This is a genomic window from Methylobacterium guangdongense, assembly GCF_038442355.1.
In the GTDB taxonomy this organism is placed as follows: Bacteria; Pseudomonadota; Alphaproteobacteria; order Rhizobiales; family Beijerinckiaceae; genus Methylobacterium; species Methylobacterium guangdongense.
In genome coordinates this window covers 49,458-69,974 of record NZ_JBBXMX010000007.1, presented here as the reverse complement: position 1 = coordinate 69,974, position 20,517 = coordinate 49,458, and the positions used below count along the sequence as shown (strand labels likewise).

Genomic DNA, 20,517 nt, shown 5'->3' with positions numbered 1-20,517 from the left:
TGCGACGGGTTGTGTACGGTGTCAACATCGGAGGCGGAGAAGAGCTACCACCACGGCGACCTGCGGGCGGCCCTCGTGGCGGCGGCCCTGGAGCAGCTGGAGGCCGGCGGCGCGGCGGCCCTCTCCCTGCGCGCGGTGGCGCGGGCCTGCGGCGTCTCCGCGATGGCGCCCTACCGCCACTTCGCCGGCAAGGAGGAGCTTCTGGAGGCGGTGGCGGCCAGCGGCTTCGAGGCGCTCGCAGTGACCCTGGAGGCGGCCGACGCCTCCGCGGAGGGCGCCGAAGCCCTGGCCGCACAGGGGGCGGCCTACGTGACCTTCGCCTGCCGGCACCCGGCCCTGTTCCGGCTCATGTTCATGGGGCCGGGCTGCGCATCGGACAGGTCCCGGGCCTACGCGATCCTGGAGCGGCGGGCGGCCGCCCTGGCGGGCTCGGGAATGGCGGCCGCGGATCTGACCCTCGCCGCTTGGTCCCTGGTGCACGGTCTCGCCGCACTGATCCTCGACCGCCGGGTGCCCCTGGAGGGCGAGGCCGCGCAGGACACGGCCCAGCGGATCACCCTGGCCTTCGCCCGGCTGGCGGCGGGTGACTGACGCTCACGCCTCGGCCAGCACCACGGCGCGCGGCGGCGGCAGCTTGGCGCGCAGCTCCCGGCTCACCGCGGGCGACGCCACCACCGTGCCGAGATTGGCGTAGGTCTCGTGGTTCCGCTCGATCGCGGCGAGGTCGTAGAGGTAGTTCACCATCAGGCCGTGGGCCTGCGACAGGCCTTTCTTCGAGGTGTCGCCGAGGAAGTTGATCCGGTCGAGCCGCGCACCGTTGCCGAGGTGGAACCGGGCCACCGGGTCGAGGGGCCGCCCCCGGGCGTTCTTGGCGCGCAGGAAATAGGCGGCGGCGGCCGGGATCAGCGCCTTGCGCACCGCCTCGGCCTTCGCCTTGTCGGTGTGCCAGTCGGGATCGTCCAGCGCCCGCAGGGTCTCGACATCCTCGGGGAGCAGCCCCTGCGGGCTGTCGGCCCTGCGCTCGCGGGCGAGCCACGCGGCGAAGCCCGGCACCGGCGAGAGCGTCACGAAGGTCTTGAGCGTCGGGACCTCGCGGGTCAGGTCCTCGACCACCTGCTTGATCAGGAAGTTGCCGAAGGTGACGCCCGCGAGCCCCTTCTGGCAGTTCGAGATCGAGTAGAACATCGCGGTCGTCGCCGCCTGCGGCTGGAGCGGCTTGCGCTCCCGCGACAGGATCGGCGCGATGGCGGGCGCGATCTGCTCGGTGAGCGCCACCTCGACGAAGATCAGCGGCTCGTCGGCGAGCGCCGGGTGGAAGAACGCGAAGCAGCGCCGGTCCGGCGGCTCGATCCGGGCGCGCAGGTCGTCCCAATCGGCGATGGCGTGCACCGCCTCGTAGCGGATGATCTTTTCCAGGATGTGGGCCGGCGTGGTCCAGTCGACGTGGCGCAGCACGAGGAAGCCCCGGTTGAACCACGAGGCGAACAGGTGCTCGAAGTCGGAATCCAGGCTGTCGACCGCATCCAGCAGGGCGGGATCCGACGCCTCGCCGGAGCGCAGGGCGTGGCGCAGGTCGAACAGATCCTCCCGCATCCGCACGAGGCTGAGCGTGCCGCCCCGGGCGAGGTTGAGGCGGCGGATCAGCTCCTGGCTGCGCGGCTCGGCCGCCTCATGCAGGGTGCCGAGCTTGGCGCGTGACGGGGCGGCCCGGTAGGCGGCGATCGCCTCGTCGACGGCGGCATGGTCGGCATCGAAATCGAGCGCGATGGCCCGCAGGAAGGCGTGCCGCTCGGTCGGCCCGAAGCTCGCGTAGCGGTCGAGAATCAGGCGGGCCAGGGCCACGCCGGAGGCCTCGCCGCGCCGGGAGATCAGGTCCTCGCACAACTTGACGAGATCGCCCGCATTGGCCCGGGACGCGAGGTCGCCGCGGCCGATGCCGATCAGGTCGCGACCGCGCTCGCTGATGGTCTGAAGCAGGTCGCCGAAGAAGGAGATCGCCGCCATGACCTTCGCACTGACCCCTGCCGACCCGGATTCGAAGCGCGTCCCGCCCCGCGACGCCGGCTCGCCGTTCGGACGCGTGCGACCGGTTGCGGTGCCGCCGTGCCCGCCTGGCGAGCCCGGATCGGCACCCCGATCCTGCGGGGCATCTTACGGCGACGTGGCTGCCGCGACCAGAGCTTGACCGGTGGCGGAGTGCGAAGAACGACCTTGCGGAAGCCGTGCAAAACGCGTGTGACGGACGGCGGCGTCCGGCGTCAGGCGCGCTCGGCCACGGTGGCGAGGTCGGCCCGCTCGCGCCAGTCGCCGACGCCGTGCTGGCGGGCGAAGCGGAGCTCGGCCGCGCGGCGGGCGCGCTCGGGATCGCGGGCCCGCATGATCTCGACGGAGCCGACCGTGAACGGCACCCCGAGGATCTCCTTGGCGAAGTCGACGCGGTAATTCGGCATTCCGTACTCCCTGTTCCGGCGGCTTTCGGCCCGCCTGCACGGAACGAAACCGACCTTTCGCCCGTATCCGATTCTGACGGCTATCAAGCCGGGGTCCGGATTTCCGTGCTGCGCGACACCGGCCCGCAGCACGGGACTGCAGGCGGTCGCCGCGAACCGTGTCGATCGCATATGGGGCTCCGGGGACACCCGTGAAGGGGCGCGGCGCGTGCCGGCAGGGATGCATCGCCGCAGCTTGCTGCCCGGCGCCCTCTGCCCGTACAGGCTGGCGCCTCGGACTTTCCCTGCCTCCCGACGATCCGGACTGAACCATGGCTCTTCCGCGGCGGCGAACCGACCTGCCCTCGACCCGGCCGTGACCACCTCCCTCGACGCGAAGGCCCGCCTCGGCCTGACGCTGATCGCCGGCGGGGCGGTGGCCAACATCTACTACAACCAGCCGCTGCTCGGCCTGATCGTGGCCGAGTTCGGCGACCGGGCGGCCCTCTGGGTGCCGACCACGGCGCTGGTCGGCTACGGGCTCGGCATCGTCGGGCTCGTGCCGCTGGGCGACGCGCTGCCGCGGCGCGCCCTGATCGTGTGGCAATGCCTCGGCCTCGCCGTCGCGCTGCTCGCGGTCGGCCTCGCCCCGAACCTCGCGAGCCTCGCGCTTGCCCATCTCGTGGTCGGCGTGCTCGCCTGCGCGGCCCAGCAGGCGGTGCCGTTCGCGGCCGAGCTCGCGCCGGATGCCAGTCGCGGGCGGGTGGTCGGGCAGGTGATGACCGGGCTCCTGACCGGCATCCTGCTCGCCCGGACGGTGAGCGGGTTCCTAGGGGCGCATCTCGGCTGGCGGCCGGTCTTCCTCGTCGCGTCCGTGCTGGCGCTGGCCATGGCGGGCATCGCCCGGGCGACCCTGCCCCACACGCCGCAGACGCATCCCCTGCGCTACCGGGCGCTGATGCTGTCGATCCTCCACCTCGCCCGGAGCCAGCCGGTGCTGCGCACGGCGAGCCTGTCCCAGGCGCTGCTGTTTGCGGCCTTCAACGCCTTCTGGGCGACGCTGGCCTTGCTCGTCGAGGGGCCGCCCTTCGGGCTCACCGCGGCGGGGGCCGGGCTGTTCGGGGTGATCGGCGTCTGCGGGGCTTTCGTGGCGCCGCTCTCGGGACGGTTCACCGATCGGAAGGGCGCCAAGCCCGTGGTGCTCGGCGGCAGCCTGATGGTCGCCCTGTCCTTCGTGGTGCTGTGGGCCGGGGGCACGTGGTCGCTGATCGCCGTGGCGCTCGGCGTGCTGCTGATCGACATCGGCATCAACGGCGCGCTGATCGCCAACCAGACCCGGGCCTACGCCCTGGTCCCGGGGGCGCGGGGGCGGATCAACACCGTGCTGTTCACGACCCTGTTCGTGTTCGGCGCGCTCGGCGCCTATGCCGGCTCGCAGGCGTTCCTGCTGATCGGCTGGCCGGGGGTCTGTGCCGTAGGGCTCGTGTTCTCGGCGCTGGCGGTGATCGTGGCGGCGCGCGATCCGCACGGGCGCGGCCCGTAGAACCGGCAGGCTTCCCGGCCCTTTCGAGGTGACTGGCTGTGAGCGCAGTGCGGGATCGGCGCCCAGGCTCAGCGCGCGCCCTTTCCCGGACAGGTGTAGCGAAAGCGGAACCTGATCCGGGACCCTGCACAAGAAGCGCCGCGGGAGCGGCACGGGTTGATCCAGACGGACGCTTCGCGGCCTCGTATGCTGGCTCCCGGGTCGCATTCCGCCGACGCTGCATGCGCCCAGGAAAGGGCCGGTGCGGGACGACTTGACGCGATGTCTTGGGATATCCGTCCAAAATATTGAGATCGTTGGGGTTGTTCCAGCCTATTTGAGCACCCGCGACAGCCGGCACCAGCCCGTCCTGTCGGGCGGCAACCCGAAGCGCAGGCGCTCCGGGCGCTCGGCGAAGCGGCGCACCGCGATCCCGGCCTCTGCCAGGCGCCGGTAGAGCCCGGGCCCGTCCGGAAACTCCGCGGTCCGGAACAGGCACGTGCCGCCGACGACCTGCCCGCCGCCCCGTACGATCATCCGGTCGAGCCGGGTCGCATCCGCGGCCCGCGCCTCGGCTGCCTTTGCGCGCCAGTCCCCATCCGACAGGGCGGCGGTCCCGATCGCCAGGGCCGGTCCCGACACCGCCCAGGGTCCCAGCGCCTCCGCGATCCGCGCCGCGATCCCGGGCTCGGCGACCGCGAAGCCGAGGCGCAGGCCGGCGAGCCCGTAGGTCTTGCCGAAGGAGCGCAGCACCACGAGGCCCGGCCCGACCTGCGGGCACAGGCTCGCCACGGGCTCGAGATCCGCAAACGCCTCGTCGGCGACCAGAAGGCCGCCGCGGGCTTCGAGCGTTGCGGCCAGGGCGCGGCGCTCGGCCAGGGGAAAGGTCCGCCCGTCCGGGTTGTTGGGATCGACGATCACCGCCACCGGGGCGTCGCCGATCGCGTCGAGGCTCGGGACCTCCGTGACCGCGTGCCCGGCCCGGGTCCAGGCGGCCGCGTGCTCGGCATAGGTTGGGCCCAGGACCGCGACGCGGGTCGGCGCCAGGAGCCGGGGCAGAGTCTCGATCAGGATCTGGGTGCCGGGGGCGGGCACGACATGGGCGTCACTCGGCGCGCCGTAGGCGGTCGCGGCGGCCGCCCGCAGCGCGTGAACCTCGGCGGCCTCGGGGAGCCGCATCCAGGCGCTGGCCTCCACGGGCGGTACGGGATACGGGATCGGGTTGATCCCCGTCGAGAGGTCGAGCCAGGGCTTCGGCGCGTCGGGACAGGCTTTGCGGAGCCCGCCGAGATCGCCGCCATGGGCGATCCCGGCGGGCTCGCGCGCGGAAAAACGCCACACCGAATGGTCCATCCGCCCGAAACGCTCGCCGTGCTGGCCCTCGCCCTCGGGATCGAGGCCGCGGCCGGCTATCCGGACGCGCTCTACAGGGCGGCCGGCCACCCTGTCACCTGGATCGGCCGGCTGATCGCCACCCTGGAGCGCGGCTTGAACCGCGGCTCCGCGCGGCGCCGCCGGCTGGCGGGCTGCCTCGCCTTGGCGCTGCTGCTCGTCGCCGTCGGGCTGCCGGCGCTGATCCTGACGGCCCTCGCGGGCCTCGCCGGCCCCCTCCCCGCCCTGGCCCTGCTGGGCCTCGCCTGCGCGAGCCTGCCGGCCCAGCGCAGCCTGCACGACCACGTGGCCGCGGTGGAGCGGGCCCTGCGCGGCGGCGGCCTGGAGGCCGGGCGCCGGGCCGTGGCGATGATCGTGGGCCGCGATCCCGAGCGCCTCGACGAGCCGGCGGTCTGCCGTGCCGCGATCGAGAGCTTGGCGGAGAACTTTTCCGACGGGATCGTGGCGCCGGCCTTCTGGATCGGCGGCCTCGGCCTGCCGGGCGGCGCGCTCTACAAGGCCATCAACACCGCCGACAGCATGATCGGCCACCGCACACCCCGCTACGAGGCCTTCGGCTGGGCGGCGGCCCGGCTCGACGACGGCGTGAACCTGCCGGCCTCGCGGCTCGCCGGCCTGCTGATCGCCGGGGCGGCGCTCCTGCGCGGCGCCGACGCCCGGGGCGCGTTCAAGGCGATGGCCCGGGACGCCGGCCATCACCGCTCGCCGAATGCCGGCTGGCCGGAATCCGCCATGGCGGGGGCGCTCGGCCTGAAGCTCGCAGGGCCGCGGGTCTACGACGGCACCCTGGTGCCCGACGCCCATATGGGCGACGGCCGGGCCGACGCCACGGCCGACGACATCGCCCGGGCGCTGGTCCTCTACCGCACGGCCTGCTGGCTCCAGGGCGGGCTTGTGCTGGCGCTGCTCGGCCTCTGGCTGGCGATAGCCGGCTGATCGTCGCGTCGCGCGTCAGCGTTTCGAAAGGGCGAGCCCCAGCCCTTTTAAGGTGTTTAGTCGGGGCAGGGGCGAGCGCTTCTTGTGAACGAAATCAGGCCCTTCTCTCTTGCCTGCTTCAACGCGCGCGGCTGAGCCTTTAGCGCGGCCGTTCTACGCCCGAGCGGCTGATCCCGGACGGCGCGCTCCGAAACAGCATCGTCGAGGAGCGACCAAGCCACTGCACAGGAAAGTGTTTTCGGGTAGAGCGCTGCGCCTGGGGGGCAGCGCTCCTACGCGATAGTACAGCTTCAAACACCTTAAAAGGGCTGGGGCGAGCCCTTTCGCGGGTCCAGGGCAGAGCCCTGGAACGTCTCAGGGCTTCGGCCCCTTGGAAACCCGGAATCGTCGTCAGGCGTCCTGCGGTTCCCGATGCGCGGCGCCTGCGTGGTGCGCGGTCCGCAGGGAGGCCGCCATGGCGTTGAGCCGGCCCTGCGGGTCCTCCGGCTGGATCACGCCCGCCGACATCACCAGCTTGGCGGCGTCATCGACGCTGATGGCGAGTTCCACCACCTCGGCCCGGGGCAGGTAGAAGAAGAAGCCCGTCGTCGGGTTGGGCGCGCAGGGCAGGAACACCCCGACCATCTCGTCCGCGGGGGCGCCCCGGGCCCGGAGCGCGCCCTCGACCTCGGGCGCCGCGGGGGCCGACAGGAACACCACCGACCACGTCCCCTTCACGGGGAACTCCACCAGCCCGACCGTGCGGAACGAGGTGCCGTTGGCCGAGAACAGGGTCTCGAAGATCTGCCGCAGGCCCTTGTAGAGGCCGGAGATCACCGGCGTCCGGGCGAGCAGCACCTCGCCGAACTCGATCACCGAGCGGCCCACGAGGTTGGCCGTCAGGAAGCCGAGCAGCGTCACCGCCAGGAACGCGATGACGAGGCCGAGGCCGGGAATCGAGAAGGGCAGGTAATGGTCCGGCAGGTAGCTCGCCGGCACCAGCGGCTTCACGAACGAATCGATCAGCGCGATGAACCACCACGTGATGTAGGCGGTGATCGCGAGCGGCCCGGCCACGATGATGCCGGTGAGGAAGTAGGTGCGCAGGCGGCCCCGGGCGCTGACCCGGGTTTTGGGCGTCGCGCTGCCGGGCGCGGGGGCGTCGGGCTCGGGGACCTGGATGGGCGGGGGACTCGACGCCACGGGTGCCCTCTCGGCCGCACGGCGTGCGGCGATCCTGCTGCGGGGGACATCCCGCAATGGCACAGGTAGCGGCTGCGCTTGCCGGTCTCAAGGGCGGTTCGCTCGGGCGGCTCTCTCGAGTGGACCGTCCTCCGCGCCGGTCAGGCACCCGAGCCGGGCCGATCGAGGGCCGGCATCGCCGCCCGGGGGATCACGGCGCCGCGATGCCCGATCACGGCGCCGGCGAGGCGATGCGCCCGGGCCGCAGCCGCCTCCGGATCCAGGCCGGCGAGGCGGGCGGCGAGATAGCCCGCCGCGAAGCTGTCCCCCGCGGCCGTCGTGTCGACGACCCGGGCGACCGGCTCGGCCGGCACCACCGTGTCGGACGTCCCGTGCAGCACCCGGGCGACGGGCACGGACCCGTTCGAGGCCTTGAGCACGATCTCGGCCCGGCCCCGGTGGCGCAGCACCTCCGCCTCGCCCGCCGCGCCGAACAGCCAGTCCAGATCCTCGACCGAGGCGAAGATCAGGTCGGCCTGCGCCAGGGCCGCCCGGAACGCATCCTGGGCGACCTCCCAGACGGGCCAGCCGCGGGGCCGGTAATTGGTGTCGAAGGCGACGCGCCCGCCCCGGTCCCGCAGGGCCGCCAGGGTCTCGAACAGGGCCGCGCGGCCGGTCTCGCCGTAGAGCGAGAGGCTGATGCCGGAGACGTAGACGAGGTCGTAGGCCGCGAGCGCTGCCCGCGTGGCGGCCCCGCCGGGCTCGGCGAACAGGTCCCGGGCCGCCGCCTGATCGCGCCAGTAGTGGAAGCTGCGCTCGCCGGCTTCGTCGGTCCGGATGATGTAGAGGCCCGGCATCCGGCCGGACAGGCGCCGCACCTGATCGAGCCCGATCCCCTCGCGGCCCCAGGCCGCCGCCATCTCGTCGCTCCAGACATCGTCCCCCAGCGCCGTCACGTAGTCGACCGCGACGCCGAGGCGCGCGAGGTAGAGCGCGGTGTTCAGCGTGTCGCCGCCGAAGCCGCGGACGAGGCTCCCATCCGATTGCTCGGACAATTCGACCATGCACTCGCCGACGCAGGCGACGCTCATGCGGCTACTCCCCGATTGGCCATCCCCATCCCCACCGTCCGGACGGGCCTGTCAACCGCCCGTTCGCCTGTGCACGGCGCGCCCGTCGCGGCGCGGGGGCGCAGTCTGTGCCTCGCGGTCGGCGAGCGTTCGATCAAATGCATCCTGAAAAACGCCCTTTGGCATAAGCAAATCGAGATACACCATGCCAATGCCGCGCCGACGGGCCGAGACGGCATCGAAGAATTATGAATCTGTTTCGTAGAGAGGGATCCCGGATGTGTCAGGCGCATTTGTATGCGTTATAGACGGTCCGTCGCGGTCCGCCCGGCGTTCCGCCGATGCGGCCCGATCCGATGTTCGGCCCGTCGAAGGGGCGGAGGGATCGAGAGTGGTCTCTGCATTTCGGAGGCGCGCAGCCTTGGTTGGCTGGTGCGGATCGGAACGCCACTGACCTGCGCGGTGGCGTAGGTTGGTCGATCGTAGGGAGCGCTCTTCGATAGCCTTCGCCTCGACGTCGATCGACATCGGGAACGTGTCGTGTCGGCGTTCCATCCCTGAGCCGATCCGATCCCGTCGGGTCGGTCGCTCGAACGATCCAGGCATTCTGGTATGTTTCATTCAGCCTTGAACGCCCTGACATTTTCGTCGGGGGAGTTCCTCACCATCACCGAAGGCCGGGGCGTCAGCGGCGCCTGGAGCTGGGTTTTCGCCGGTGGGGAGCAGATCTGGTCGCCGGGCTTCTACCGCCTGCTCGGTCTCGTGCCCAACGCCACGAAGGCGAGCTACGATCTGCTGCTCTCCCTGGTCCATCCGGATGACCGGCACCGGCTCCCGACCCTGGCCGAGGTCCGGGAGGGTCGGGTCCCGCGGGAGGTGGTCGTCCGGGTGATTCGCCCGAACGGGACGCAGCGCACCCTGTCGTTGACGATGGAGGCGCGGTTCTCGGCCGAAGGACGTCCCGTGGCGGTCAGCGGCACGGCCCTCGACGTGAGCGACCGCGAGCAAATGGCCCATGCGCGGCACAACGAGCGGCGGCGGCGGGGGGCGCTCTACCTGACGAAGCGCGTCGCCAGCTTCTGGATGGGCCTCGACGGCGTCCGCGAGCTGCCGTTCGAGATGGCCGAGGTTCACGGCCTGCCGTTCGAGGAGATTTGCGTCGATCCCTACCTCATGATCGTGCCCGAGGAGCGTGCGGCCTTCCAGGCGATGGCCGAGGAGCACATCAGGCAGCAGACGCTGTTCCAGAGAAGTGCCCACGAGCGCCTCGCCGACGGGGAACTTGAGCATTTCCGGATCCTCACCTTCCCGGTCTGGGATCCCGAAGGGGCCTATCTCGGGCGATGCGGGCTCAAGTATCCGGTCGCTGCCGGTCTCCTGTTGCCGGCGCCCGTGCGCACCGGCCTCGAGCAGTCCGTGACCGGCCACCATCTGCGCGCCGCGCGGGCCATGCTTGACTGGTCGATGATGGATCTGGCCCAGGCGAGCGGCCTGTCGCATTCCACGGTCCGTCGCCTGGAGGATGACAGCGAGCATCGCGGCAGCCGCTCGCGTCTCCAGGCGGTGGAGGCCCTGCGCCGCGCCGGCATACGCTTCATCGTCCTGGACGATGGAGCCGTGGCCGTGTCGGTCGGCCGGGTCTGAGCGGCGCTCGCGGGCGTCGCTCCGGTTTCGCGGCCAAGATCTGCGACCCGGCTGATCGCATGTTCGACGGACGCACGCGGCATTGCGCATCGCGTGGGTGGCTCACGTCGTGGTCTCGAAAGACCGGGGCCGTCCGCGTGTCCAGGCTGAAGTCCGGGGGCGCGGTCTCGGGGGGGCACCCTGAGCGCCGGCCGAAGGATTGGGTCCGTTCGAAGTCCGGATCAAAGCGGCGTTGGTCTTGGCCGCTCTGTCCCGTCGCGGGCCGCCCGCGTTCGACGCGCCGGCCGCCGGATCGAGCCCTGGGCCGGTCGCGTCGCGAGCGCGTGGGCTTCCGCTGCCCTCAGGCGGCCTTGTGGCCGAGCTGGATCGCCTTGGCGATCTCGGACCGCTTGGCGGCGTAGCCCGGGGCGACCATCGGATAGTCGGCCGGCAGGCCGTACTTCGCCCGATAGCGCTCGGGCGTCAGGCCATGCGCGGTGAGGTGGCGCTTCAGGGTCTTGTAGGGCCGGCCATCGATGAAGCTGATCAGGCCGTCGTGCTGGATCGACGCCTCGATCTGAGCCGCGCTCGGGCCGGTCCAGCCAGCGCCCGACGTGCCGTTCTGGAGAACCGTGATGGCCGTGTGGACCTGATCGATCAGAACCGGCAGTTCCCCGACACCGACTGCATTCCGCGAGACGTAGGCCGCGACCAAAGAAGCCGTGCACTTGATCAGATCTGTATTGAGATCTGAAGATTTCTCATAAAGATCAATCGTGTTCATGATGGTCCCCCCAGTCAAAAAATGGAGCAAAGCAATCCGGCGAGGAGCGGAAACCGATGATGCAATCGAATTTCCCCCACCCTACCCTCGCCGAACTGCTTCGAACCCGCCAACATTGGCACCTAATGATACAAAAAGTGGACTAAATGTCTAGAGTTTATCTAAGGATTATCTTTGAACAGATTTTGATCCTCTTTGTCAACATGAGGTTGCCCTCGTGAAGATTGAAACAAATATTGTGCACGTCTCGCGATTGAGCGGCTTCAGGAAAAAAATGACTTCAAATGGGTAAGCGATGACCGGCTGTGAACGCGCGAATCAGTCATGGAGATGGGCTGCGGTGATCCGTATCGGGCCCGGGATGGCGGTGCGCTGAGGCTGCTTCGATCCTGCGGCTATCTGGAGCTATTCTAATTTATTCGCGTCACGCCTCGCGCGCCGGACAGGGGCCCGGCCAGCCGTTCAGCATCGCGGACGGTTCAGGCGTGATGCGCGGCGTCGGCCGCCGGCGAGCGCGAAGATGTCCGGCGGTTCGGATCCGGCGACGGGGCGACTCTTCAGATCCCGTAAAGACTATCGCGTTCGAAACGGCCCGGAGGCTCCCGGGGCGGCGTTCGATTAAGAAAGCCCTCAGCATCCCTGTGGAAGTTGTATCATGAGAAACTCGCGAAACCTCTGATCATCGTGCCGGCTTGCGGTCCGCTATTCCGGTGCGGTCGCGTCTGTGCGAGAGGTTCTTGGTTGCGCACTCTCGAAGGCGACCCTTCATGTCCGGACCGTGTTCGACGTCTCTTCCGCGCCCCCCCGCGGCGCCGACCGGGGCCGGGGTCACGGATCCGGTGGGCGGCCGGACGGCGCCCCTCTGGCTGCTGCTCGTGGGCCGCGCGGAGGTGGGCCGGCACTGGCGCCGCCTCCTGTCGGTCGGCCTCCTGTGGGCGCTCGCCGGCGTCGTCGTGCTGGTGGATTCCCTCGACGGGGCGATCCACGTCCCGGACCGGTGGTTCGGCGTGATCCTCCTGCTCGACGGCCTGATCTCGCTGGCGGTCGGCGCGACCGTCACCGGGACCGCGCGCCGGATGCGCCTGCTCCAGGGCCTGCTCCTGACCCTCATGGCCGTCCTGATCCTGATGGCCACGCGGCACAGCAACTTCCTGCTCGCCATGATCTTCGGGATCGCCTTCACGGTCGACGGCCTCGTCCGGATCACGATCGCGAGCCTCCTGACGTTCACCGGCTGGCGGATCTCTGTGGCGCTCGGCGCGCTCAGCGTCGCGTTCGGTCTGTTCCACCTCCAGCCCTGGCCGACCTGGTATGCCGGCACGGTCGGCTACTGCATCGGGATGTTCCTGATCCTGAGCGGTGCCAACCTGACGCTGATCGGCCTCCGGGCGCGGCACATGCGCCGCGCCGCGCCGCCGCCGCTGGCGGCCGAGCCCGGCAGCCTGACGGTCTATGTCTGGACCCCGACCGGGCAGGCGACCACGCCGGCCAGCCAGCGCCTGATCCGGCGCTACGTCGCCTCGGTCGATCAGGCCGGCCGGTTCTCGACCGGCCACGCGGCCCTGGGACAGGGGGACGACCTCTACATCAGCCACTATCCCGCGGTGGAGATCGACCGCTCGCCTGACAACCTGCGGTCAAGCCTGCGCGCCGGGCCGGAGAACGACGTGCCCGGGCGTTTCCTGCCCTCCCACGCGGCGGAGGTCGCCGATTGGTGTCCGCCCACCGTCGCCGTCACCCTGAACGGTGTCGATGCGGCCCGGCTGCGGGCGTTCTGGGCGGATTACCGCCAGGACACCACCTACAACTTCATCAGCCGCAATTGCTCGACCACGACGGCCCAGGCGCTCGACGTCGCGGTCGAGGGCGCGTTCGGCCGGGGCGGCCATCCCTGGCGCCAGCTGCTCGCGGCGCTGACCACCCCGGAATTCTGGGCGGCCGCCCTGATGCGCACCGGCGCCCGGTCGATGACCTGGACCCCGGGCCTCGTGCTCGACTACGCGCGGGCGCTCAGCGCCCTGATCGATCCGGCCTCGCCGGTGCCGACCATCGCGTGGCGGCGCGTGGGCTGGCGTCTCGTCCGCACCTGGCGGGCGCGGTCCCTCGCCCGGCTGCACCAGCTCACCGGGCGCCCGCCCCTGCCGGATGCCGGGGCGAGAGAGGCCTGACCGACCGCACGTCGTCTTGAATGAGACGGGTTTCCCAAGGGACGAGTCCCTTGGGCGGGATGTCGGGGTGAAGCCCCGGCCTCCGGATCCTGGGCCCCTTCCGGGGCTCGGGATCCGTACAGCAGGGCTCTGCCCTGCACCCGCCAAAGGACGCGTCCTTTGGAAACTACGACGGGGTCAGCGCCCGATCCCGGTCCGCCGGAGGGGGGACCGGACACGCTCAGTGCCCCTGGCTTGCCGCGATGGCCTGCATCACCGCGAGGGTGTCGAGCTCGTCCTGCTCGGCCCCGTGGTCGCTGAGCTTGACGATCACGGTGCCGGTCCGGCGGTTGACGTAGACGTACTGCCCGTAGACGCCGATCGCCGAGATGTCGTCGTCGTCGCCCCCCGGCGCGTGCCACCACTGGGCCGAGTACGGCCAGCCGTCGACCGCGCGCCGGGCCGGGGTCATGATGCGCTCGATCCAGCGCGCCGGGATGATGCGGTTGCCCCCGGCCCGGCCCTGATCGGCCACGAGCAATCCGAGGCGGGCGAAGTCGCGGGCGGTGGCGTTGATGCAGCAGAACGCCTTCTCGATCCCCCCGGGCCGGTCGAGGTTCCAGGTGGCGTCGGCCTGGGCGCCCATCGGCTTCCAGATCCGCTCCGAGAGGATGTCGGCGAGCGGCCGGCCCTCGGTCCGGGCGAGGATCAGGCCGAGCAGCTCGGTGTCGATGCTGCGGTAGCGGCCCTCGCTGCCGGGCTTGAACGCGAGGTGCGCGTGGTCGCGCACGAAGCCCGTGATGTCCCGTGTCAGGTACATCCCGGCGGTGCCGGTCAGGGGGCGGCTGGGATCGTAATTCTCTGGCACGGCGATCCCGCTCGCCATGTCGAGGAGGTTGCGCACGGTGATCTGGCTGAAGACCGCGGCGTTCTTCAGCTCGGGCAGCAGGGCGGAGACCCGGTCGGTCTCCGCGAGCTGGCCGCGCACCACCGCGGCGCCGACCAGCAGCGAGACGATCGACTTCGCCACCGACCAGGACGGGAACAGCGTCGCCGGCCCGGTGCCGGGCCGCTGCCACTCGTGGATCAACGTCCCGTCCTGCACCACCAGGAACGCGTTGGTGTGGGTCGCGGCCAGCACGTCCATGAGCGGCACGGTCCGCCCCTTCCAGGGGACCCGGTCGAGGATCGCGCGCGGCCGGGACGGCAGGTCGCGGGCCTGATCGGGGGCCTTCACCACTCGGCTCGGGAACCACGGCCCCACCGACGACGGCTCGATCACGGCGAGCGCCGCGAGGGTGACGGGATTGGGGACGTTCAGCAACGCGCAGGCCGCCCAGGCGCAGCCCGCGATGGCGGCGGTGCCGGCCGCCGCGATCGTGCCCCAACGGCGCCGCCGGTGCGGGCGCGCCGGATCGTCCGGGATCGCGGAGGACGCGGTCATGTCGGGTTTGAGTCGCTCTGGATCGTCAGGGTCGCGGAGTCGGCGTCGCGCTGGGCGCCACCATGATCGGGAGGACTTAAGGAAAGCTCCACGCCGTCGATGAGGAATCGATCCGCGAAGGTTTCCCGTCAGGGCGCCGGTTCGGAAATGTTCATGGATTCCATGGAACGGTCGCAAGCCGGGACCCGCGAAGTCCTGCGGACGGACCGAAGCAGACTAGCCTGCGGGGTTCGACCCGCCATGGGCCGGAGCTTTCTGATCCCAGGCAGATCTCTACACCGATTCCGGCTCGCATTCACGAAACCGACTTGCCCAGGATGTTCACCCCGTCATGAATCCGTTCCTGATCCTCGGGCTCGCCATCGGCGCGGAGGTCACCGCCACCCTGGCGTTGAAGGCCTCCGACGGCCTGAGCCGACCGATCCCGACGCTGATCGTGGCCGTGGGCTACGGGACCGCCCTGTGGCTGATGTCGAGCAGCATGGACATGCTGCCGATCGGGGTCGTCTACGCGATCTGGTCCGGAATCGGCATGATCGGGGCCGCGATCGGCGGCGCGTGGCTCTACGGCGAAGCCGTGAACCCGACGATGCTGGTGGGGATCGGGGTGATCACCGTCGGCGTGACCATCCTGGCCGCCGGCCAGGGGCAGCCGTGAGCCCCATTCGGCCCTGCGCCCCATGCGCGCCCGCCCGAGGCCAGGACCGCGGGTGCAGGGCGATCCGGGATCCGGCCCGCGAGGCGCGGCGCAAATGAATCGAAGACCGCACGGCTGGTTGCGGCGTAGTGCCGTGTAAACAGCGGCCAGGCTTGGCTTGAAGGACCGATCTCGAAGCTCAAAACTCTGGAATTCGGTGCCTTTATCAATCATCGGGAACTGAGTCGCCCGAGATGATTTATGCCCGCGATGGGTATGGATAATCTTCGGTGAACGCCATGATTGCGTCGGCTGGTTCAAAACGATATCGGCTGGCTCACGCGCTGGTCGCCGCCTCCGCGGTTCTCGTGCCCAACCTTGGGATCGGCATGGCCGAGGCAGCGGAGACGCAGGGCCAGGATGTCTTCGCTCAAGCCGCCGGCCTGCAGCGCGAGGCACCGGTCTTCACGTACCGCCAGTTCACGTCGCAGCTGCCACCGCTGGCACCGGCATCCGACGTCGCGGACCGCGGTGAAGCCGCCTCATCGGATCCATCCTCGCCGGCTTCGGACGCGGTGGCCGGCCAGGATCGGGCGGACCGGACGGGCAGCACCGGTCCGAAGGCCGATCCTGCCCCGGCGGGCGCGGACGAGCAGCGCCGAACCGGACCGGTCAGCGAGCGGCAGGTCAATCCCGGCAAGGCCAAGCTGATCGGGAGCGGCCGGGCCAGCTGGTATCAGCATTCGGGCAGGACCGCGAGCGGTGAGATCTACAATCCCGACACGCTGACGGCGGCGCATCACGCGTTGCCGTTCGGCACCTTGGTCAAGGTCGTCAACAAGGCCAATGGCCGATCGGTCGTCGTCCGGATCACCGACCGCACCAATGAACGCACCAAGATGAAGCGCCCTTACGCGATCGACCTGTCCCGGGCGAGCGCCCGGCGGATCGGCCTCGACGGCATCGGGCAGGTGGCCCTGTACAAGGTCGATTGACGCGGCCTCGGGCGAGCTTCGCGTGCCGCCGGGCCTCTGGGGCCGTTCCGAGGGCCGGGCCGCGGTTCAGAACCGCCCGGCGATGGTGAGCCGGACGGCCGTGGGCTCGACCGGATGGAACACCCGGTCGATCAGCCCCTCGGCGGGTTCGCCCGGCAACCGGGACACGTAGGCGTAGGTGATCTGGTCGGACTTGCTGTTCGTCAGGTTCAGCACGTCGAGGGAGACGCTGACGCCGTTCTCGAAGTTGTAGCCGACGCGGCCGTTGAACAGCGCCGTCGGGCGCGAGCGGATCGAATTGTCCTCGATCAGCGGGCGCGGGCCGAAGTAGCGGAAGCGGAGCGACCCGAACCAGCCCAGCGGCTCCCCGAAGGTGACGCCCGCCGACGCGATGGTGGTGGGGGCCTCCGGCACACGGTTGCCCACCGGGTCGATATCCGAGAAGCGGGCGTTGGTGATCGTCAGATCCCCCTCCAGCGACAGGACGGGGGTCAGCGCGTAGCGGTTGGTCCATTCCACGCCGAAGCGCCGGGTCGGGCGGCTCGGCTCCGTGGTGCCGGTGTCGCCCTGGAACAGGTTCTCGGAGGCGAAGTCGAGCCGGAACAGGGCGAGGCTCGTCTCCAGCCCCGCGATCGACCGGTTGCGCAGCCCGATCTCGTAGCCGGTGGACGGCACGAGGAAGGGCGAGCGCGTGGTGTTGAACAGCGACGACGTCGGATCGACCGTGGCGGTCACCCCGCGCACGTCGTTCGAGTGGAAGCCGCCGCCATAATTCACGTAGAGTTCGGTGTCGAACCACGGCCCGAGCGTCAGGCCGAGCTTCGGGTTGACGATCCCGTCGCGCGCCCGGCCGGAATTGGCCGGATTGTCCGAGACGACGCTCGCGGAGTAGCCGTCGGCCCGGACGCCGACGCTGGTGCGCAGCCACTCGGTCCAGCGCACGCGGGTGTCGAGATAGACGGCGCCGCTCGTCTCCAGCACCCGGTCGTCGAGCACGCCGGAGCGGTATTGCCGGCGCGTCGTGTTGAACAGGCCGACGCGGATCGAATCGGTGCGGGTCTGCACGCCGATCTCGGTTTCCATCGGGCGCCCGAACAGGTCGCCCTGGAAGATGTGCAGGGCCTCGCCGCCGCCGATGATCCGCTGGTCGAGCTGATGGAACTGGTCGCCGTTCACCGGATCGTTGAGAAAGTAGGTGAAGTCGTTGAACAGGTTGAGCTGCGAGCGGATCACGTAGGCCGAGGCCCGGGTCACGCCGGTGTCGTCGGTGCTGCTGAACCGGCCCGACAGGGAGAAGCGCGACGTGTCCCCGCCATCGGTCGGGTTCAGCGTGCCGTAGCGGCCGATCAGCCCGGAGACGACGGCGCGCTCGGGGATCTGATTGGTGGCGGTCCAGCGGGCCGCGTAGGCCATGCCGGTCACCGAGAATCCGTCGAGCGCCGTGCCCTGGCTGTAGCGGGCGACGCCGTTGATCTTGCGCAGCGCGTCCGGGACCACCCAGGGACCGTCGTAGACCTGCGCCTCGCCGGCCACCAGGAGGGTGCCCTCGGCCAGCGGCGCGGAGGCGATGCTGAGCGCGCGCTTGTAGCCGAACGACCCGATCGAGGTCAGCGCGAGGTTCCTCTGCACGCTGTCGAGGTAGTCGATCCGCACCGAGCCCGCCGAGGCGAAGTCGCCGTCCCGCACGAAGTACGGCCCCTTGTGGAACTCCACCGCGCCGACGAGTTCGGGGATCAGGAAGTTGATGTCGGCGTAGCCCTGGCCGTGGGCATGGGTGCGCATGTTGAGCGGCATCCCGTCCAGGAACAGGGCGATGTCGGTGCCGTGGTCGAGGTTGAAGCCGCGCAGGAAGAACTGGTTGGCCTTCCCCTCCCCGCTGTGCTGCGTGACGATCAGGCCCGGCACCGCCTCCAGCACCTCGCCGGGGCGGGTCACCGGTCGGTTGTTGATCTGCGCCCCGGTGAGGATCCCGGCGCTGGCCGCGTCCACGCTGAGCAGCGGGCCGCCGATTCCGGTCACGCCGCCGACGAAGCCGGCACTGGCCACCGGACCGGCGGCCGGGATCGGCGCGGCGCCTTCGGCCGTGACCGAGATCTCGTCGAGCCGCGCCTCGGCGGCCGGCTCCGGACCGCCCCGCGCCTGGGCCGAAGCGGTCGCGATCAGGGCCGCCGACGCGGCGGCGGCGAGGAGGGGCAGCGCGGTGCGCGCAGGTTGACGGAACACGTTACCTCGGGCGGCGGCAGTGGCACGTCACCGCGAACGAGGCCGCGCCGGCCGCCGCAGCGGCCGTCTTGGCATCCCCCGGAACACCCCGCCCGATGGACCTCGCGTGTGACCACGGCTGACGGCAGGTCTCCTGGCTCGCGGGTCGCCGCCCTCCCGTCGTCTTCCCGGGCGAGGCCGCCCAGTGACGTGGTGACGAGAAGGCTCACCGCTTACAGTTGCGGGGGCAGCCGCGGCTTCGGGGCGAGCCCCTCACCGCGTTCCCTTTTGATCCCCGAAGGGAACCGTCCTGTTCAGGATCGACCGGACGCTCGGTCGGCGTCAACACGCCCGGACCGGTTCTCCGCCCCTGTGATTGTGCGGCAACGTTCCGCGTCCACCCCGGATGACCGCTCCGGGCCCGCCTGCCACATCCTCGCCGCGAACGTACGGTCACGCTTGCCGAACGCCCGATCGCGGCGGGCGCCGGCCGGGAGCGGGCGGCCCGCCGGACGGCACGATGCGGCTGGAACAGCACGGAGCAGATCTGCATGCAGGGTAGCGAGCGGACGCGAATCGGTCCTGTTCTGATGGCGGCGGCCGCGGCCTGCGGCCTGGGCGCGTGCAACACGTCCACCCCGGTGCTCACGACAGGATCGATCGCCGGCCGCGCGCCGCCGATGGTCGTCAGCGAGACCGAGCGGGACTGCCTGGGCCGGGCCATGTATTTCGAATCGAACCGGAGCGATGAGGGCGGGCTGATCGCGGTCGGCACCGTGGTGATGAACCGGCTGGAAAACGCGATCTTCCCCGGCGGCATCTGCGCCGTGGTCGGCCAGCCCGGCCAGTTCGCCGCGGGGGTCCTGACCAAGCCGATGCAGGAGAAGGATCTGCAGAAGGTCGCCGACGCCGCCGACGCCGTCCTGGCGGGCGAGCGCCACCCGCAGGTCGGCAAGGCGATGTACTTCCACACCGCCGGACGGCACTACCCCTACAACAACATGCATTACGTGGCCGTCGCGGGCGGCAACGCCTTCTACGAGAAGCGCGATACCCGCGCGGGCAAGTCCGAGAGCAAGTCCGGGAGCAAGACCGAGACCAAGCCCGACACGGTCGCCCCCGTCTCCGTCCCGACCTTCGCGGCGGCCTCGCTGACGCCCGCGCCGTAGCCCGCCGCGGCGATCCGGCCCGGCACGCCGCCGGGCTCTCCCCGGGCGGATGCGCACCGGTGGATGTCGCTCGGTTCCCTCCGCTTCTGCGGGGGACGTTGAAGCAATATATAAAGCTGAGGTTGTATCCCGACATTCGATCGGGGTATGGCATCGCCATGCCAGACGACGCCGGTTTTGACCGCATGGTGAGAGCCGCCATCCGCACCCATCAACTGGTGGCTTCCCACGGCACGCCGGCGATGCAACTGCTGTCGCGGCTGCTGATGATGGAGATCGGGTTCGAGATCGCGGCGCGCCAGGACGGGGATCGCCCGGCCAACGACAATCCCGACGAGGCCGAGGATTGAGCTGCGCTCAGCCGCATCGCCCGCTTCCGGCAAGCATCCGGCTGACGAAGACCGCGTTGCCCGACAGAATCCCACCCGAAAGCCCGAATTGACGACCCGGCGCCGGGTCGAGCCGGTGGCAGGGTCCAGTGAAACTGTTGATTGAGCCGCTCAGCCGAACGTGCCGCATTTACACGGCGCGCCAACGGTCTAGCTTGCCGGTAGAAACTACCCACGAGTCACGGAGGCCGCACCGATGATGGCCGATCGGGTCGCGCTCGCCGGTGCGCTTCTCCTGCTGAGCGTCGCACCCGCGGCGGCCCAGCTGCGTCGCCCCCTGACGTGCACCGAGGAGGCCTCGGTCGGTCTCGCAACCCCCAGCCTGCCCGAGGGCGCGAAGCCGCAGAAGGCCCGCACCTTCTCACTGGTCACCAGCGGCGGCCTGCTCACCGTGATCTCGGCCGGGCGCTCGGATTACTACGAGTGCCAGCCCGCATCGCCGCGGCTGAACGAGCGTTCGCCGCGCAACACGGTCAAGTGCCAGAACGGCGTCTACTTCCTGTTGATCGATCTCAACAAGCTGAACTTCGTCGAGGCGCAGCTGAACCCGGAGGATCGGACGGAGATCAAGGTCAGTTCCGGAAGTTGTCGGGGCCTGTGATCCGGGCTGGTCCGTC

The 20,517-nt window shown here is 70.4% G+C and carries 18 protein-coding genes and 1 riboswitch; of the genes, 10 read left to right on the top strand and 8 right to left on the bottom strand.

Going from position 1 to position 20,517, the window contains the following annotated elements; genetic code table 11:
* The first annotated feature begins 18 nt into the window (after nt 1-18).
* On the top strand, nt 19-591 hold the full coding sequence (locus AAHG09_RS15300; protein ID WP_342108247.1) for a TetR/AcrR family transcriptional regulator: 573 nt from the start codon (nt 19-21) through the stop codon (nt 589-591).
* A 3-nt stretch (nt 592-594) separates the two neighbouring features.
* Here the strand turns inward: AAHG09_RS15300 and AAHG09_RS15295 are convergent, their stop codons facing one another.
* Both AAHG09_RS15295 and AAHG09_RS15290 read right to left on the bottom strand, forming a co-directional pair.
* The gene (locus AAHG09_RS15295; RefSeq protein ID WP_342108245.1) at nt 595-2,004 is read right to left on the bottom strand and encodes a malonyl-CoA decarboxylase; all 1,410 of its coding nucleotides are present in this window, start codon (nt 2,002-2,004) and stop codon (nt 595-597) included.
* A gap of 254 nt (nt 2,005-2,258) precedes the next feature.
* Entirely contained in the window at nt 2,259-2,450 is a 192-nt protein-coding gene (locus AAHG09_RS15290; RefSeq protein ID WP_342108244.1) for a hypothetical protein, read from the bottom strand.
* Nucleotides 2,451-2,805: 355 nt separating this feature from the next.
* Between AAHG09_RS15290 and AAHG09_RS15285 the strand changes: the two genes are divergently transcribed.
* Nucleotides 2,806-3,972, top strand: a complete 1,167-nt coding sequence (locus AAHG09_RS15285; RefSeq protein WP_342108243.1) for an MFS transporter — start codon at nt 2,806-2,808, stop codon at nt 3,970-3,972.
* Nucleotides 3,973-4,284: 312 nt separating this feature from the next.
* Here AAHG09_RS15285 and cobD read toward each other — a convergent pair whose 3' ends face one another.
* A complete protein-coding gene (gene cobD / locus AAHG09_RS15280; protein WP_342108242.1) occupies nt 4,285-5,304 on the bottom strand; it encodes a threonine-phosphate decarboxylase CobD in 1,020 nt (339 codons plus the stop codon).
* Between cobD and cbiB the strand changes: the two genes are divergently transcribed.
* Complete coding sequence (gene cbiB / locus AAHG09_RS15275) at nt 5,296-6,279, top strand: adenosylcobinamide-phosphate synthase CbiB (RefSeq protein WP_342108240.1); 984 nt, start codon at nt 5,296-5,298, stop codon at nt 6,277-6,279. The two genes, cobD and cbiB, sit on opposite strands and share 9 nt — an antisense overlap.
* Nucleotides 6,280-6,669: 390 nt before the next feature.
* On the opposite strand, the gene AAHG09_RS15270 is transcribed toward cbiB, so the two are convergent.
* Both AAHG09_RS15270 and AAHG09_RS15265 read right to left on the bottom strand, forming a co-directional pair.
* Complete coding sequence (locus tag AAHG09_RS15270; protein WP_342108239.1) at nt 6,670-7,461, bottom strand: DUF502 domain-containing protein; 792 nt, start codon at nt 7,459-7,461, stop codon at nt 6,670-6,672.
* A gap of 140 nt (nt 7,462-7,601) precedes the next feature.
* Nucleotides 7,602-8,531 (bottom strand): sugar kinase, encoded by a 930-nt coding sequence (locus AAHG09_RS15265; protein WP_342108237.1) that lies wholly within the window; start codon nt 8,529-8,531, stop codon nt 7,602-7,604.
* A 591-nt stretch (nt 8,532-9,122) separates the two neighbouring features.
* Between AAHG09_RS15265 and AAHG09_RS15260 the strand changes: the two genes are divergently transcribed.
* Entirely contained in the window at nt 9,123-10,154 is a 1,032-nt protein-coding gene (locus AAHG09_RS15260; protein ID WP_342108235.1) for a PAS domain-containing protein, read from the top strand.
* A gap of 340 nt (nt 10,155-10,494) precedes the next feature.
* Here the strand turns inward: AAHG09_RS15260 and AAHG09_RS15255 are convergent, their stop codons facing one another.
* A complete protein-coding gene (locus tag AAHG09_RS15255) occupies nt 10,495-10,917 on the bottom strand; it encodes a Ros/MucR family transcriptional regulator (RefSeq protein ID WP_342108233.1) in 423 nt (140 codons plus the stop codon).
* Nucleotides 10,918-11,756: 839 nt separating this feature from the next.
* Between AAHG09_RS15255 and AAHG09_RS15250 the strand changes: the two genes are divergently transcribed.
* Nucleotides 11,757-13,085 carry an HdeD family acid-resistance protein gene (locus tag AAHG09_RS15250; RefSeq protein ID WP_342108232.1) on the top strand — a complete coding sequence of 443 codons (1,329 nt, stop codon included), beginning with the start codon at nt 11,757-11,759 and terminating at the stop codon, nt 13,083-13,085.
* A gap of 220 nt (nt 13,086-13,305) precedes the next feature.
* Here AAHG09_RS15250 and AAHG09_RS15245 read toward each other — a convergent pair whose 3' ends face one another.
* A complete protein-coding gene (locus AAHG09_RS15245; RefSeq protein ID WP_342108230.1) occupies nt 13,306-14,508 on the bottom strand; it encodes a serine hydrolase domain-containing protein in 1,203 nt (400 codons plus the stop codon).
* Nucleotides 14,509-14,839: 331 nt separating this feature from the next.
* Here AAHG09_RS15245 and AAHG09_RS15240 point away from each other — a divergent pair, with 331 nt between their 5' ends.
* Both AAHG09_RS15240 and AAHG09_RS15235 read left to right on the top strand, forming a co-directional pair.
* Nucleotides 14,840-15,166, top strand: a complete 327-nt coding sequence (locus AAHG09_RS15240) for a DMT family transporter (protein ID WP_342108228.1) — start codon at nt 14,840-14,842, stop codon at nt 15,164-15,166.
* 368 nt (nt 15,167-15,534) lie between these two features.
* Entirely contained in the window at nt 15,535-16,140 is a 606-nt protein-coding gene (locus tag AAHG09_RS15235; RefSeq protein WP_342108227.1) for a septal ring lytic transglycosylase RlpA family protein, read from the top strand.
* Nucleotides 16,141-16,206: 66 nt separating this feature from the next.
* On the opposite strand, the gene AAHG09_RS15230 is transcribed toward AAHG09_RS15235, so the two are convergent.
* On the bottom strand, nt 16,207-18,363 hold the full coding sequence (locus tag AAHG09_RS15230) for a TonB-dependent receptor (protein ID WP_412760044.1): 2,157 nt from the start codon (nt 18,361-18,363) through the stop codon (nt 16,207-16,209).
* Nucleotides 18,364-18,469: 106 nt separating this feature from the next.
* Nucleotides 18,470-18,667: riboswitch (cobalamin riboswitch) on the bottom strand.
* A 226-nt stretch (nt 18,668-18,893) separates the two neighbouring features.
* On the opposite strand from AAHG09_RS15230, the gene AAHG09_RS15225 reads away from it, so the two are divergent.
* The 3 genes from AAHG09_RS15225 (at nt 18,894) to AAHG09_RS15215 (ending at nt 20,501) form a co-directional block, all read left to right on the top strand.
* Nucleotides 18,894-19,511, top strand: a complete 618-nt coding sequence (locus AAHG09_RS15225) for a cell wall hydrolase (protein ID WP_342108226.1) — start codon at nt 18,894-18,896, stop codon at nt 19,509-19,511.
* Between the two features lie 158 nt (nt 19,512-19,669).
* Nucleotides 19,670-19,861 carry a hypothetical protein gene (locus tag AAHG09_RS15220; protein ID WP_342108224.1) on the top strand — a complete coding sequence of 64 codons (192 nt, stop codon included), beginning with the start codon at nt 19,670-19,672 and terminating at the stop codon, nt 19,859-19,861.
* A 235-nt stretch (nt 19,862-20,096) separates the two neighbouring features.
* Nucleotides 20,097-20,501 (top strand): hypothetical protein, encoded by a 405-nt coding sequence (locus AAHG09_RS15215; protein ID WP_342108223.1) that lies wholly within the window; start codon nt 20,097-20,099, stop codon nt 20,499-20,501.
* The last annotated feature ends 16 nt before the right edge of the window (nt 20,502-20,517 follow it).

What these genes read in the sequence shown, in the direction of transcription:
- AAHG09_RS15295 (WP_342108245.1), bottom strand. Translation starts at nt 2,004, where the DNA reads ATGGCGGCGATCTCCTTCTTCGGCGACCTGCTTCAGACCATCAGCGAG.
- AAHG09_RS15290 (WP_342108244.1), bottom strand. Translation starts at nt 2,450, where the DNA reads ATGCCGAATTACCGCGTCGACTTCGCCAAGGAGATCCTCGGGGTGCCG.
- cbiB (WP_342108240.1), top strand. Translation starts at nt 5,296, where the DNA reads ATGGTCCATCCGCCCGAAACGCTCGCCGTGCTGGCCCTCGCCCTCGGG.
- cobD (WP_342108242.1), bottom strand. Translation starts at nt 5,304, where the DNA reads ATGGACCATTCGGTGTGGCGTTTTTCCGCGCGCGAGCCCGCCGGGATC.
- AAHG09_RS15265 (WP_342108237.1), bottom strand. Translation starts at nt 8,531, where the DNA reads ATGAGCGTCGCCTGCGTCGGCGAGTGCATGGTCGAATTGTCCGAGCAA.
- AAHG09_RS15260 (WP_342108235.1), top strand. Translation starts at nt 9,123, where the DNA reads ATGTTTCATTCAGCCTTGAACGCCCTGACATTTTCGTCGGGGGAGTTC.
- AAHG09_RS15255 (WP_342108233.1), bottom strand. Translation starts at nt 10,917, where the DNA reads ATGAACACGATTGATCTTTATGAGAAATCTTCAGATCTCAATACAGAT.
- AAHG09_RS15245 (WP_342108230.1), bottom strand. Translation starts at nt 14,508, where the DNA reads ATGACCGCGTCCTCCGCGATCCCGGACGATCCGGCGCGCCCGCACCGG.
- AAHG09_RS15240 (WP_342108228.1), top strand. Translation starts at nt 14,840, where the DNA reads ATGAATCCGTTCCTGATCCTCGGGCTCGCCATCGGCGCGGAGGTCACC.
- AAHG09_RS15235 (WP_342108227.1), top strand. Translation starts at nt 15,535, where the DNA reads ATGGCCGAGGCAGCGGAGACGCAGGGCCAGGATGTCTTCGCTCAAGCC.
- AAHG09_RS15225 (WP_342108226.1), top strand. Translation starts at nt 18,894, where the DNA reads ATGCAGGGTAGCGAGCGGACGCGAATCGGTCCTGTTCTGATGGCGGCG.
- AAHG09_RS15220 (WP_342108224.1), top strand. Translation starts at nt 19,670, where the DNA reads ATGCCAGACGACGCCGGTTTTGACCGCATGGTGAGAGCCGCCATCCGC.
- AAHG09_RS15215 (WP_342108223.1), top strand. Translation starts at nt 20,097, where the DNA reads ATGATGGCCGATCGGGTCGCGCTCGCCGGTGCGCTTCTCCTGCTGAGC.